At 67.0% G+C, this 12,628-nt stretch carries 12 protein-coding genes; 6 read left to right on the top strand and 6 right to left on the bottom strand.

Features of this window, described 5'->3' with window-relative positions; all coding sequences use genetic code 11:
* Positions 1-44 precede the first annotated feature (44 nt).
* Positions 45-1,304 carry an MFS transporter gene (locus tag LRX77_RS01135; RefSeq protein ID WP_231830992.1) on the bottom strand — a complete coding sequence of 420 codons (1,260 nt, stop codon included), beginning with the start codon at positions 1,302-1,304 and terminating at the stop codon, positions 45-47.
* 124 nt (positions 1,305-1,428) lie between these two features.
* Between LRX77_RS01135 and LRX77_RS01130 the strand changes: the two genes are divergently transcribed.
* The gene (locus LRX77_RS01130) at positions 1,429-2,127 is read left to right on the top strand and encodes a M48 family metallopeptidase (RefSeq protein ID WP_231830991.1); all 699 of its coding nucleotides are present in this window, start codon (positions 1,429-1,431) and stop codon (positions 2,125-2,127) included.
* Positions 2,128-2,138: 11 nt separating this feature from the next.
* Here LRX77_RS01130 and LRX77_RS01125 read toward each other — a convergent pair whose 3' ends face one another.
* Together LRX77_RS01125 and LRX77_RS01120 are read right to left on the bottom strand one after the other, a co-directional pair.
* Entirely contained in the window at positions 2,139-2,924 is a 786-nt protein-coding gene (locus tag LRX77_RS01125; protein ID WP_231830990.1) for an SGNH/GDSL hydrolase family protein, read from the bottom strand.
* The gene (locus LRX77_RS01120; RefSeq protein ID WP_231830988.1) at positions 2,917-3,636 is read right to left on the bottom strand and encodes a DedA family protein; all 720 of its coding nucleotides are present in this window, start codon (positions 3,634-3,636) and stop codon (positions 2,917-2,919) included. Before LRX77_RS01120 ends, LRX77_RS01125 begins: the two co-directional genes overlap by 8 nt.
* Before the next feature lie 154 nt (positions 3,637-3,790).
* Here LRX77_RS01120 and LRX77_RS01115 point away from each other — a divergent pair, with 154 nt between their 5' ends.
* Entirely contained in the window at positions 3,791-4,579 is a 789-nt protein-coding gene (locus tag LRX77_RS01115; RefSeq protein ID WP_231830987.1) for a sulfite exporter TauE/SafE family protein, read from the top strand.
* A 48-nt stretch (positions 4,580-4,627) separates the two neighbouring features.
* Here LRX77_RS01115 and LRX77_RS01110 read toward each other — a convergent pair whose 3' ends face one another.
* Positions 4,628-6,187: a helix-turn-helix domain-containing protein gene (locus LRX77_RS01110; RefSeq protein WP_231830985.1), complete on the bottom strand. Its 1,560-nt coding sequence runs from the start codon at positions 6,185-6,187 to the stop codon at positions 4,628-4,630.
* A 132-nt stretch (positions 6,188-6,319) separates the two neighbouring features.
* Between LRX77_RS01110 and LRX77_RS01105 the strand changes: the two genes are divergently transcribed.
* The gene (locus LRX77_RS01105) at positions 6,320-6,730 is read left to right on the top strand and encodes a hypothetical protein (protein ID WP_231830984.1); all 411 of its coding nucleotides are present in this window, start codon (positions 6,320-6,322) and stop codon (positions 6,728-6,730) included.
* A 94-nt stretch (positions 6,731-6,824) separates the two neighbouring features.
* On the opposite strand, the gene LRX77_RS01100 is transcribed toward LRX77_RS01105, so the two are convergent.
* Together LRX77_RS01100 and LRX77_RS01095 are read right to left on the bottom strand one after the other, a co-directional pair.
* Positions 6,825-8,531, bottom strand: a complete 1,707-nt coding sequence (locus tag LRX77_RS01100; RefSeq protein ID WP_231830983.1) for an L-lactate permease — start codon at positions 8,529-8,531, stop codon at positions 6,825-6,827.
* 120 nt (positions 8,532-8,651) lie between these two features.
* Positions 8,652-9,326, bottom strand: coding sequence for a FadR/GntR family transcriptional regulator (locus LRX77_RS01095; protein ID WP_231830982.1), 675 nt, complete (start codon positions 9,324-9,326; stop codon positions 8,652-8,654).
* A 184-nt stretch (positions 9,327-9,510) separates the two neighbouring features.
* Between LRX77_RS01095 and LRX77_RS01090 the strand changes: the two genes are divergently transcribed.
* From LRX77_RS01090 to LRX77_RS01080, 3 genes are read left to right on the top strand one after another with little or no spacing between them, the layout of a single operon-like run.
* Complete coding sequence (locus LRX77_RS01090; RefSeq protein ID WP_231830981.1) at positions 9,511-10,293, top strand: (Fe-S)-binding protein; 783 nt, start codon at positions 9,511-9,513, stop codon at positions 10,291-10,293.
* Positions 10,290-11,954: a LutB/LldF family L-lactate oxidation iron-sulfur protein gene (locus LRX77_RS01085; protein WP_231830980.1), complete on the top strand. Its 1,665-nt coding sequence runs from the start codon at positions 10,290-10,292 to the stop codon at positions 11,952-11,954. The genes LRX77_RS01090 and LRX77_RS01085 overlap by 4 nt, the downstream gene beginning before the upstream one ends.
* Positions 11,951-12,583, top strand: coding sequence for a LutC/YkgG family protein (locus tag LRX77_RS01080; RefSeq protein WP_231830979.1), 633 nt, complete (start codon positions 11,951-11,953; stop codon positions 12,581-12,583). Before LRX77_RS01085 ends, LRX77_RS01080 begins: the two co-directional genes overlap by 4 nt.
* Positions 12,584-12,628: the final 45 nt, after the last annotated feature.

Raw genomic sequence — 12,628 nt, 5'->3', positions numbered from 1 at the left:
TGTCGAAGGGTCGGGCCGCGCGATGCCTCGCGATTCGTCTGCGCTCAGACCCTGCCCCGGCCAGAGAGCTCTGGAGGCAGGAACTTCGGCGTGAAGTGCCACAGCATCCAAGCGCCGACGATGCCGAGACCGGCCATAACCGCGGCAGAGGCAGCGATGCCTGCGGCGGCGGTGAGCCCGGCGAGAATCAGGGGCGAACTCGCGCTGCCGGCATCGGCGACCAGGCGCCAGGCGCCCAGGAACGCTGCCGGGTGGTGCTCCGGGGCCAGATCGGCGCCCATCGTCATGATGATCCCAGAGCCGAGGCCGTTGGCCAGCGACATCAGGGTCGCCGTCACCATCAGCCCCCACGGGCCGTGCACCGGCAGCAGCGCCAGATGCGTCAAGGCCAGCCCGAGCAGCGTGGGCAGCACCACCCAGAGCCGCCCGAAGCGATCCATGAGCTGGCCTGACACATAGAAGAGCGCCAGGTCGACGGCGCCCGCGACGCCCATGATCAGGGCGATCGTCTCTGGATCGGCCCCGATGTGGGTGCCCCAGAGCGGCAGAATGACCTGGCGGCTGGCTCGCAGCAGCTGCACGGACGCAATGCCGAGACCCATGGTCGCGAGCACGTGCCGAGAGTCGACGAGGGTCTGCCAGAGCGACGGGGCGGATGTCATGGCGTCACAGGTGTGGGCCGTGTCTGGCCGATCTGCGCTGGTCAAGCCGGAGCCGGTGGTCTCAGCGTCGAGCCCGGCTCGCAGCAGCACCTCGGGATCTGGCATCACGAGCAGCAGGACGGCCACCAGGATGCTGAGCACGATGCTGGCCAGGAACGCGGAGGTGCTGCCCAGCCACGCGACAAGCGGGGCGACGAGCATGGGGCCGAGAAACAGTCCGCCGCGGACGGTGCCGCCGAGCACCGACATTGCGCGGGCTCGATGCGAGACGGGCACGAGTTCGGTGAGCAGCGCGTGCCGAGCCAGGTTGAAGGCGGCAGCGGCCATGCCCACCAGAAGCGTGCCGATCAGCAGCACGGTCACCGACGAGCCGATCACGGCGACCGCGGCACCGACGGCGCCGAGGGCTGCTGCGACGATCATCGTGCGCTGTTCTCCGAGCCGGGCGACCAGCCAGCTGCTCGGCAGGTCGCCGAGCACCTGGCCGATCATGAGCATGCCGGCGATGAGCCCGGCGAGTGCGGTGTCAGCGCCCAGCTCGACTGCCCTGGCAGGCAGCACCGGCACCAGACAGGCCTCAGCGGTCGCGAAGAGCAGAGCCGGAAGAAAGATCGGCACCGCATACCGACGCAGCTGATTCATCCGGCCAGTGTAGACCCAGCCACGACGGCTCACCTTGGGGCACACGGTGTCTCGCGGGTTCGGTGTCGTCGGGTCGGGGTAGAGTCAGCGCGACGGAATTCGATGAACGAGAGCAGAGGGCATCATGGCGGCATCGCGTGGCGCAGTCGACGAGCTGCTGCAGGTCGACGACCTGCTCTGCGTGCTGCGCCGCCGGCCGGTGCGCCGGGTGAGCCTCAGAGTCGGGCGTGTGGGCGGCGCGCCGAAGAGCGAGCTGGGTGCCCTGAGCTCGGTCGTGGTGACGGCTCCGGCGCGCATGCGAGAGTCCGAGCTGCGGCGCTTCATCCGAGACAACCGCGGCTGGGTCGACCGATGCCTGACCGAAGAGCGGCGCCGAGATCTCGAGGTTCCTCGACTCGAATGGTCTGCCGAGCAGGCCGCCTGGGCGAAGACCCGACTGGCGGCACTCGTGCCAGGGCTGATCGGCACGTGGACTCAGCGCCTCGATCTGCCGCAGCCGACATGGACGGCACGTCAGATGCGTACACGCTGGGGAAGCTGCACGCCTGCCACGCGGCGCATTCGTCTCAGTCTCGAGCTGGCCCGATACGACGAGGCCTATATCGAATACGTCGTGGTGCACGAACTCGTGCACCTGCGAGTGCACAACCACGGTGTGGAGTTCCAGTCGATGATGAGCGCTGCGCTGCCCTCGTGGCGTCGGCTGCGGGCCGCACTCGGGCATCCCCGTGCCGACATGCTCGCCGTCGGCGGCCGTGATGCCGAGGTCGGCCGCATCAGCCGAAGTGCGAACCACGACCTGGCGCAACCCGATCAGAACTGATCAGATCCGGCTTAAGACGGACTGGGGTGCACCGGGTGGTCGAGCTTGGCGTGTCGACCGTCTGCCGAGGATCGTCCGGTCATGCGACGCATGACCCAGGGCCAGAGAAACTGCCTGGCCCAGTGGACGTCTTCCTGCGTCACGTGCCAGCGGCCGACGGGCGGCCCGGCCACGTGCTCTGGGCTGAGATCGTGGTCGAGGCCGAGCGTCTCGAGCACGCGGATGGCCATCAGATGGTGGCCCACAGGAGACAGATGCAGACGATCCTGCGACCACCGGCTGGCGTCATGGAGCGCGCGCAGGCCCCATTGATCCACGACCAGCGCCCCGCGTCGTTCGGCGCTGGCACGCATGTTCTCGTTGTAGATGGCGACTTTGCCGCGAATGAGGGCGAAGGCGGGCATGGTGCGCAGGTCGGGGCCGGTGAAGATCACGACGGTCGCACCCGTGGCGGTCAGCCGTGCCAGTGCGCGATCGAAGACGGCTGCCACTCGGTCGGGGTCGCTGCCCGGGCGCAGGATGTCGTTGCCGCCTGCGCAGAAGGTGATGAGGTCGGGGCGCATCGCGATGGCTCGGTCGACCTGTTCGCGAACGATCGGCTGAATGAGCTTGCCGCGCACCGCGAGGTTGGCATACTCGAAGGCAGGATGCTGTCGGGACAGCACCTCGGCGACCCGGTCAGCCCATCCGCGCACGCCGCCCGGAGCCTGTGGGTCTTCGTCGCCGACGCCTTCGGTGAAGCTGTCGCCGATGGCGACCAGCCGGTGAAAGAGCTCTGGCGTGGGCGTGTCAGTCATGCAGGCTGCTCTCGTGGCTCGTTGCAGGTGCGGTCGCTGTCGATCGCACCGCATTCGCTCGTTCGCACACAGCATCCTCGCGAACGCGGGCACGCAGCACGCGGCGGCGATGCCGCTGCCAGCGTTTCACCGACCAGTCGATGATCACACCGAGTGAGAGCGCGATCGCGATCGCGAGCACGGCGGCGAGAAACGGCGACTGCTTCGCCCATGCACCGGCGAGCAGGCCGATGAGCACAGAGTAGACCGACCAGCTGGCCCCGGCGAGCAGGCTGAGCGGCAGGAATCGGCGCCAGGGAAAACCAGTGGCCCCCGCGGTCATGTTGACGACGACGCGGCCGACGGGGATGTATCGGGCTGTGAGGAGGAGCATGGCGGGGCGGCGATGCAGGGTGTGCCGCGCGGTCTGGATCAGTCGCTGCATGCGCGGCCGGGCAGCCCAGACGCGCTGATCGAGGTGCAGCCGGGAGCCGAACCAGAATGCGACGTTGTCGCCGGCGGCTGCGGCGACGGCTGAGACGATCAGCAGCAGCCACAGTTGCGGCTCGCCCTGTGCGACGGCCAGCGCGGCCAGGGCGACGACCAGCGTCTCGCTGGGCACCGGTGGAAAGAACGCGTCGATTGCGATGAAGAGAAAGAGAATGACGAGCACCCACGGGCTGGCCGACATGGTGAGCAGGGTGGCGTCGATAGCGTCGAACATCTCAGTCATGCACAGCCTCTCGTACTCCGACAGTCTACGGTCAGCCGCTGTCGTCATCGTCAGCCGAGCCGGATCTCATGGTCGGCTCACAATGAATTGACAGCCTCGCTGGCGCGGCTCGCTGCAGAGGCTGGTGCCTCCGCGCGCGGTAGGCTGAATGACTATGTTCGAGAGTCTCGAGGCCCTGCCCGTCTGGGTGCCGGTCAGTCTGGCCGCGGCCTCACTGGTCGCGGGACTGATCGACTCGATCGTCGGCGGCGGCGGGCTGATCCAGCTGCCGGCTCTGCTGCTCGTCCCGGGGTTTCAGCCGGTGCAGGCGCTGGCGACCAACAAGGTTGCCTCAGTGTGCGGCACGATCACGAGCTCGATCACCTTCGCGCGACGCGTGCGGCTCGACTGGCGCATGCTCGCCCCGGTCGTCGTGGCGGCGTTTGCGGCCTCGTTCGGCGGGGCGGTGCTCGCCGCGCTGCTGCCGCCCGGTGTCTTCACACCGATCATCGTCGTGGTGCTGGTCGGTGTGCTGGTCTTCACGCTGATGAAGCCGGATCTCGGCAGTCGGCCCACGGGCGACGTCGGCGACGTCTCATTCGCGGTGCTGCGCGGGCTGGCGCTCGGCCTCGTGGTCGGCTTCTACGACGGCCTGCTGGGCCCGGGCACGGGGGTGTTCCTGGTGCTGGGCATCACACTGGTGCTGCAGGCCGACCTGCTGCACGCCGCTGGCGGAGCCAAGATCGTCAACGTGGCCACCAACCTGGGTGCGCTGGCCTACTTCATTCCGCTGCAGGCGGTGCACTGGCCGCTGGCGATGCTGCTGGGTGCGGCGAATCTCGTCGGCAGCTATCTCGGCGCGCGGCTCACGATGCGCCTGGGCGCCCGTTTCGTGCGGTGGATGCTGGTGGCCGTGGTCAGCGTGCTGATCGTCCGCCTGGTGCTGCAGCTGCTCGGCGTGTGACCGAACAGCCGCAGCGGGCGGCGAACGGCGCGGGGGAACCGACGGGGATCAGTCGAAGAACGTCTCGATGTCGGCGCCGAGCGAGACGAGGCGCTCTTGCAGCTGCTCGTAGCCGCGGGCGATGATGTCGACGTCGCGCAGCACACTCTCGCCTTTGGCCGCGAGCATGGCGATCAGAATGACGACTGCCGGCCGCAGTGCCGGCGGGCAGCTGATCTCAGCGCCGGACCAGTGCGTCGGGCCGGTGACGTCGAGGCGGTGCGGGTCGCGCAGCCGAACGTCGGCGCCCAGCCTGGTGAGGTCGGTCAGATGGATGGCACGGCCCTCGTACACCCAGTCGTGAATCAGCGTGTGCCCGTCGGCGCAGGCTGCGATGACCGTGAAGAACGGCAGATTGTCGATGTTCAGACCGGGGAACGGCATGGAGTGGATCTTGTCGATCGGCGCGCGCAGAGTCGAGGGCAGGACGGTGATGTCGACCAGACGGGTGCGGCCGTTGTGTGCGGCGTACTCGGCCGAGAGCGAGTACTGCAGGCCCATCTCGTGCAGCGTCGCGAGCTCGATCTCCATGAACTCGATCGGCACGCGACGAACCGTGATCTGCGAGCCGGTGACGATGCCGGCGGTCAGCAGGCTCATGGCCTCGATCGGATCCTCACTGGGCCAGTAGTCGACGTCGGCGTCGATGTGGCTGCGGCCGGTGATGCGCAGCGTGGTCGTGCCGATGCCCTCGATCTCGATGCCGAGCAGCTCGAGGTAGAAGCAGAGATCCTGCACCATGTAGTTCGGGCTGGCATTGCGGATCGTGGTGACACCGTCATGCACGGCGGCGGCCATGATCGCATTCTCGGTCACGGTGTCGCCGCGCTCGGTGAGCACGATCGAGACGTCCTGAGGGGTCTCCTGCGAGACCGTGGCGTGGTACCAGCCGGCTTCGGCCTTGATGCCCAGTCCGAAGGCCTGCAGCGCGATCAGGTGTGGCTGCACCGATCGCTCGCCGAGATCGCAGCCGCCGGCGTAGGGCAGCTCGAACCGGGAGTGGCTGCCGAGCAGCGGCCCGAGGAACATGATGATGCTGCGGGTGCGTCGGCCCGCAGCCTCGTCGATGTGCGTCAGATCGAGATCGGCCGGAACTCGGATCTCGACGTCGTTGCCGTCGTCTGTCCAGGTCACGCTGACACCCAGGCTGCGCAGCACGTCGATGATGCGATCGACCTCGACGATGCGGGCGACGCGATGCAGGCGGGTGGTACCGCGGTTCATGAGCGAGGCGCAGAGCAGAGCCACAGCGCCGTTCTTGCTGGTCTTGACGTCGATCTCGCCGTGCAGCTTCTTGCCGCCGTGCACGCGCAGGTGCGTGTGACGGGGTCGGTCTTCGAGGTTGATCAGCTCACGGCCCAGCGCGTCGCTGATGCGCCCGAGCAGCTCGACGCCGATGTTCTGGCTGCCGTGTTCGATGCGGTTGATCGCCGACTGGCTGGTGCCGACCTGTTCGGCGAGTTCGGCCTGCGTGAGATTACGGCCCTGACGGGCGCTGCGAATCAGCAGCCCGACCTGCTTCACGAAGGGCGAGGGAGCGGGGGAGGTGGTCTTGATCGCCTGAGTCATATGCGCGAGTGTATCTCGTATCTGAGATATTCGAAATATGACACGCAGGTGCGGCACCGGCGGTCTGGGGCTGGGGTCGGTAGTCTGAACGCGGCGCGGATGTGCCGCAGCCTGCCACGAAGGAGCACTCAGATGAACGCCGACTCCCGCAACCCGAAACCACGACTGAGCGCCTCGAGCGGGCCTCGTGAACGAGGATGGGCCGGGTGGAGGCTGACCGCTTGGGCTGCGGGCATCATGCTGGTGCCCCTGATCGCACTGCTCTTCGTGCCGAATCATGAGATCTGGACGCTGGCCTGGTTCGCGTACGTCTCGCCCATCATCGCCGTCGTGTTCGGTGCCATCTGGGGCAGGGGCAGGGAGCACCCGAGCGAGCTGTGGCAGATGCCCGCGGCCGTCGCCGTCATCGCGGCCGTCGTGGTGTTGATCTTCATGCGGCCCTTCGAAGTGATGTCAGCCACGATCATCGTGGGCGAGTGCTTCGTGGTCGGTATGATCGGCACGCTGGTCGGGCTCGGCCTGCGCAAACTCTCGGGCAGGTAGATCGCACGCGCTGAAAGGCCCGGTCGACCTCGCGAGAACGCGGGGCCAGACCGGGCCTCTGTCTGTTCTGATCGGTGAGCCGATCAGCGGTGGATCAGGCCGGGATCATCCAGCCGAGCACCGGCGTCGACTGCAGGAACACGATGATGCAGACCACCAGCAGAAGCCCGAGCGACCACGGCAGGGCCTTGCGCAGGATGGAAGACTCCTGACCCTTGAGATCGACCGCCGTTGCGGCGATGGTGAGGTTCTGCGGGCTGATCATCTTGCCGACCACGCCACCCGAGGTGTTGGCAGCGGTGAGCAGGTGCTCGTTGATGCCGATCTGGTTTGCCGCGGTCTGCTGCAGCTTGGCGAACAGCGCGTTGGCCGAGGTGTCAGAGCCCGTGACCGCCGTGCCGAGCCAGCCGAGGATCGGAGAGAGGAACGCGAAGAACATGCCGGTCGCCGCGAGCCATTTGCCGATCCAGATGGTCTGGCCCGAGAGGTTCATCACGTAGGCGATGGAGAGCACCGTGGCGACTGTTGCGAGCGAGATGCGCGACTTGACGATGGTGTGCCAGAACTCGGCCAGGGCCTGGCCGACCGTCATGCCGAACTTGCCCTGGGCGGTGAAGGCGCTGTACACGATCGCGACGATGATGCCGGCGATGAGCAGGGTCGTACCCGGTGACGAGAGCCACGTGAAGGTGTACGTGGCCGATGGCGAGATCTTCCCGTCGGCCGTCATCAGGCCCTGGCTGAGGCCCGGCCACGGAATCTTCAGGTCGGTTGCGGTGAGGGCCTTGGGCACATCGACTCCGATGGTCCAGAGCTTCGTGATGCCGAAGAGGGTGATCACGATGATGTAGGGCAGCAGGGCCATCCACACGCGGACGCCGCTGAGCGGCTCTTCCTTGACCTGGGACATCTGGTCTTCAGGCGTGCTCGGCTTCCAGAACTTCAGCAGAATCGTGGCGATCAGGAACCCGCCGAGAGCGGCGACCACGTCGGTGAGTTCGTAGACGAAGTGGTGCGCGCACCACCACTGCAGCACAGAGAACGTGAGACCGGTGACCAGCGCCGGGAACCACAGCTGTCTGACGCCGCGGAACCCGTCGAGAATGAGCAGCAGCAGAATCGGCACGATCCAGGCGATCAGCGGAGTCTGCACGCCGACGACCTGTGCGATGGCCTCGGCCTGGGCGCGCTTGTCGCCATCGCCGGCGGTGAGGTTGCCGGCAGTCGTGATCGGCACGGCCATCGCACCGAACGCGACCGGCGCGGTGTTCGCGACCAGCACGGCGAGAGCGGCGCGCAGCGGCGGCAGACCGAGCGCGACCAGCATGACGCCGGTGATGGCGACGGGTGCGCCGAAGCCGGCGAGCGCCTCGAGCAGGCCGCCGAAGCAGAAGGCGATCAGCACGGCCTGAATGCGCATGTCGCCGCGGCCGACGCTCGAGAAGATGCGTCGCAGGTCGTCGCTGCGCCCGCTGAGCACGGTCACCTCGTAGAACCAGATCGCGGTGATGACGATCCACATGATCGGGAAGAGCCCGAAGATCGCACCCTGTGTGGCGGCGGCGACGGTGAGCCCGACTGACATCTTCATGCCGAAGATGGCGACGAGCATCGCCGTCAGCAGGGCTCCGAGGCCGGAGCGCAGGGCGCTGATCTTGAACCCTCCCAGCAGCACGAAGAACACCACGAGGGGGATGAGTGAGACGAGAGCAGTGAGCGGAAGGCTGCCGCCGATGAGGCTTGACTCCAGATTCGGAGTGAAGCCCTCGCTGAGCAGGACCGCGGTGTCTGAGGGCGACATGGTCGTGATTCTCTCCTTCGAGAAGTCGGACGTTGCTGACGCAGATGCGTCGTTGGGGAGATTATCGGGCGTGGTCAGACCACGTCAAGTCGTGAAATACGGTCGGTATGTCAGCAGGGGTCAGGATGCGCTCGTGTGGGCTTCGGTCAGCTGGTAGTAGCCCGTGATGTGCTCGGCCACCAGACGCGTGGCCGTCGCGTGATCGCCGTGACGAAAGGCCTCGAGGATGCCCGTGTGCTCGGCGTGCAGCGTGCGCGCGGTGGTCGGCCAGTCGGGCAGCTGTCTGGCCCGGTCGAGAGTGTGGTCGGCGATCGCGGTGCGCATGCCGTCCATGAGCGTCGAGATGAGCGGGTTGTCGGTCGCGCAGGCCAGCGCGGCGTGAAAGCTGGCGTCGAGCGCGAGATACTGTTCGACGGGAAGCTCGGGATCGGCCATACGGTCAAGCAGTCGCTGAGCGACGTCCCAGTGTGCATAGCCGGGATCGGCATGAGCGGCGACCCAGGTCTCGAGCAGCAGGCGGGTGTGCACGACGTCTTCGAATCGCACACTGCGCGAGCTGAGCTGCAGGCCGAGCGCAAGGGCGAGGGCCTGCTGCGGCTCGGCGATGACGATGGTGCCCGAGTTCGGGCCGGAACCCGTGGCCGAGGTGAGGGTTCCGAGAGCCTCGAGAATGCGGAGGCCCTCTCTGACCGTGCTGCGAGAGACGCCGAGATGCTCGGCGAGCTGGCGTTCGCCGGGCAGTCGGTCGCCGACCGCGAGCGTGCCCGCAGCGAGCTGGTCTCTGACCCAGGACATCACCGTCTCATGTGCTCTCATAGCCAGATGAGGATACCCTACATTGCCGCAGTTCCGTGAAAGTGGTGCCATGGGATCCAGCGGCGCCCGGACGTCGAGAGTGTGGTCAGACCACAGCATCGACGCCTGTTCCCGGGCTCGGCCGCCAGCTGATTCTGTCAGTCGCAGCGAACGGAGGCACTCCATGCGAGTGGGAATTTTCGGAACGTGTCTGGTCGACACGCTCTATCCAGATGTGATCAGGGCGACGGCTCGTCTGATCACGAGACTCGGCCACGAGGCGGTGTTCCCTGAAGGGCAGACCTGCTGCGGCCAGATGCACATCAACACCGGGTATCAGAAGGACTCGCTGCCGCTGGTGCAGAACTACGTCGACGTCTTCGGCGACTCGTCGATCGACGCCGTGGTGCTGCCGAGCGGCTCGTGCACGGGATCGGTGCGACATCAGCATCCGATGATCGCCGGCAAGTTCGGTGACGAGGCGCTGAGCCGCGAGGTCTCGTCGGTCAACGACAAGACGTACGATCTCGCCGAGTTCATCGTCGACGTACTCGGTCTCACCGACGTCGGGGCGTATTTTCCGCACACCGTGACCTATCACCCCACCTGCCACTCGCTGCGCATGATTCAGGTCGGCTCACGGCCCTACCGACTGCTGCAGAACGTCGAAGGCCTCGAGCTGCGCGAACTGCCCTTCGCGAAGGAGTGCTGCGGCTTCGGCGGCACCTTCGCCGTGAAGAACGCGGCGACCTCCACCGCAATGGTCGAAGACAAGGTCGCACACATCGAAGAGACGGGCGCGGAGTACTGCGCTGCGGGTGACGCCTCGTGCCTGACGAACATCGGCGGCGCAATGTCGCGCCTGCAGCTGGGCACGAAGACCATCCACCTGGCGCAGATCCTGGCGTCGACGCATGCCGACGCCGATCGTTCGATCACACTGCTGGGCGAGGAGGTGGCCGCATGACCACGTTTCTCGGCATGCCGGCCGTTCCGCCGGTCGCCCCGGCGGGGGTCGGCAACCTGCGCGGCACAGAGAAGTTCCAGCAGGCGGCAGTGCACGAGCTCGCCAACGAGCAGCTGCGCCGCAATCTGAACTTCGCCACTCACAAGATCCGCGACAAGCGACAGCACGTCGTCGATGAGATGCCCGACTGGCAGCGTCTGCGCGAGGCCGGTTCGCGCATCAAGCGCGAGGTGCTCGCCAACCTGCCCGATCTGCTCGAGCAGCTCGAAGAGAAGGTGACGGAACACGGCGGCCACGTGCACTGGGCGCGTGACGCCGCCGAGGCCAACGAGATCGTGCGTGGCATCGTCTCCGATCACGGTGCGAAGGAGGTGCTCAAGATCAAGTCGATGGCCACGCAGGAGATCGGCCTCAACGAGTACCTCGAAGAGCACGGCATCCATGCGCAGGAGACCGACCTGGCCGAGCTCATCGTCCAGCTCGGTCACGACAAGCCCTCACACATCCTGGTGCCGGCCATCCACCGCAATCGCAGCGAGGTGCGCGATATCTTCCTCAAAGAGATGCCGGGCGTCGACCCGGATCTCGATGACAACCCCGCTCATCTGGCCGAGGCGAGTCGTCGCTTTCTGCGCGAGAAGTTCCTGACCTCGAAGATCGCGATCTCTGGTGCCAACTTCGGCATCGCCGAGACCGGCACCCTCTCGATCTTCGAGTCTGAGGGCAACGGGCGCATGAACCTGACCCTGCCAGACACGCTGGTGACGGTCATGGGCATCGAGAAGCTGCTGCCGCGTTTCACCGACCTCGAGGTCTTCACGCAGCTGCTCCCGCGTTCGTCCACGGGAGAGCGCATGAACCCCTACACCTCGCTGTGGACCGGCGTCACACCGGGTGACGGCCCCCAGGAGTTCCACCTGGTGCTGCTCGACAACGGTCGCACGCACGCCCTCGCCGATGGCATGGGCCGCGAGGCGCTCAAGTGCATTCGCTGCTCTGCCTGCCTGAATGTGTGCCCGGTCTACGAGCACGCGGGCGGTCATGCCTACGGATCGACCTATCCGGGGCCGATCGGAGCCATCCTCTCGCCGCTGCTGACCGGCATGGAGGATTCGCACGACCCCAACAGCTCGCTGCCCTACGCGTCGAGCCTGTGCGGTGCCTGCTACGAGGTGTGCCCGGTCAAGATCGACATCCCGTCGATCCTCGTCGAGCTGCGCGATCAGAAGGTCAACACCGTCGGCTCCGGGCTCGAGAAGCCGATGCTGAAGACCGTCGCGTCGGCCATGAGCACCGGCAGACGCTGGCATGCCGCGCAGAAGGCGGCCAGCATCGGCGGTCGCATCGTGGCCGGCCCTGACAAGAAGATCACGAAGCTGCCCGGACTGCTGGGCGGGTGGACCGAGGCCCGTGACTTCCCGGCGCCGGCGAAGCACTCGGCTCGCGAATGGTTCAATTCGGCGGATGCCCAGCGCGAGCTGGCCGTCGAACGCGAGCGCTCCGGCGCGGTGCGGGCCGATCTGGCGACGCGAGCCGGCAACCAGGACGCACAGCACGATGCCGACTGGGAGCGGCGGCCGATGCCCGCGGGCGTCGGAGTCGCCGAGGCGCCGGACGACCGGCGAGAAGAACACAGCAGCACACAGGGGAGCACGAAGTGAGCACCGCACGCGAAGAGATCCTGGATCGAATCAAAGACGCCCTCACCATCGCACCGCCGGTGGTCGAGCCTGTCGTGCGCGACTACGACGCCGAGATCGAGCTGCCCGACGCCGAGCGCATCGACCTGCTGATCGATCGACTCGAAGATTACAAGGCCGAGGTGCGACGCGCCACGCCGAGCACCGTCGGAACCGAGGTCGCGGCGGCACTCGCCTCGGTGTCGGCGAACCGTGTCGGCATCCCGCCAGCACTCGATCGCGCCTGGCTGGGCGACTACGCGGGCGACGTGCAGGTCGACGACCCGTCCATTCCGGCCGCCTCGCTCGACAGTCTCGACGCCATCGTCACCGGGGCGGCGGTCGCCTGCTCGATCAGCGGCACGATCTTCTTGGACGGCAGCGGCACGCAGGGCCGTCGTGCGCTGACGCTGGTGCCCGACGTGCATGTGTGCGTCGTGCAGGACGCCGAGATCGTCGTCGACATGCCTGCGGCGATTCGCCGGCTGGTGCCCCAGCGGCCGATCACGATGATCGCCGGCCCCTCGGCCACTTCAGACATCGAGCTGCAGCGCGTCGAAGGCGTGCACGGCCCGCGCACTCTGATCGTGGTGATCGTCTCGGCCGAATAGCTGTCGAGGCGGAACACGCACAGACCCCGGTCGGCCTCGCGCCGG

Source organism: Pseudoclavibacter sp. 13-3, assembly GCF_021168475.1.
Taxonomy (GTDB): domain Bacteria; phylum Actinomycetota; class Actinomycetes; order Actinomycetales; family Microbacteriaceae; genus Pseudoclavibacter_A.
The sequence above is the reverse complement of the archived record's forward strand: the minus strand, read 5'-3'. Positions and strand labels throughout refer to the sequence as shown.

What these genes read in the sequence shown, in the direction of transcription:
- LRX77_RS01095 (WP_231830982.1), bottom strand. Translation starts at nt 9,326, where the DNA reads ATGTCCTGGGTCAGAGACCAGCTCGCTGCGGGCACGCTCGCGGTCGGC.
- LRX77_RS01115 (WP_231830987.1), top strand. Translation starts at nt 3,791, where the DNA reads ATGTTCGAGAGTCTCGAGGCCCTGCCCGTCTGGGTGCCGGTCAGTCTG.
- LRX77_RS01090 (WP_231830981.1), top strand. Translation starts at nt 9,511, where the DNA reads ATGCGAGTGGGAATTTTCGGAACGTGTCTGGTCGACACGCTCTATCCA.
- LRX77_RS01130 (WP_231830991.1), top strand. Translation starts at nt 1,429, where the DNA reads ATGGCGGCATCGCGTGGCGCAGTCGACGAGCTGCTGCAGGTCGACGAC.
- LRX77_RS01120 (WP_231830988.1), bottom strand. Translation starts at nt 3,636, where the DNA reads ATGACTGAGATGTTCGACGCTATCGACGCCACCCTGCTCACCATGTCG.
- LRX77_RS01110 (WP_231830985.1), bottom strand. Translation starts at nt 6,187, where the DNA reads ATGACTCAGGCGATCAAGACCACCTCCCCCGCTCCCTCGCCCTTCGTG.
- LRX77_RS01125 (WP_231830990.1), bottom strand. Translation starts at nt 2,924, where the DNA reads ATGACTGACACGCCCACGCCAGAGCTCTTTCACCGGCTGGTCGCCATC.
- LRX77_RS01135 (WP_231830992.1), bottom strand. Translation starts at nt 1,304, where the DNA reads ATGAATCAGCTGCGTCGGTATGCGGTGCCGATCTTTCTTCCGGCTCTG.
- LRX77_RS01085 (WP_231830980.1), top strand. Translation starts at nt 10,290, where the DNA reads ATGACCACGTTTCTCGGCATGCCGGCCGTTCCGCCGGTCGCCCCGGCG.
- LRX77_RS01100 (WP_231830983.1), bottom strand. Translation starts at nt 8,531, where the DNA reads ATGTCGCCCTCAGACACCGCGGTCCTGCTCAGCGAGGGCTTCACTCCG.
- LRX77_RS01105 (WP_231830984.1), top strand. Translation starts at nt 6,320, where the DNA reads ATGAACGCCGACTCCCGCAACCCGAAACCACGACTGAGCGCCTCGAGC.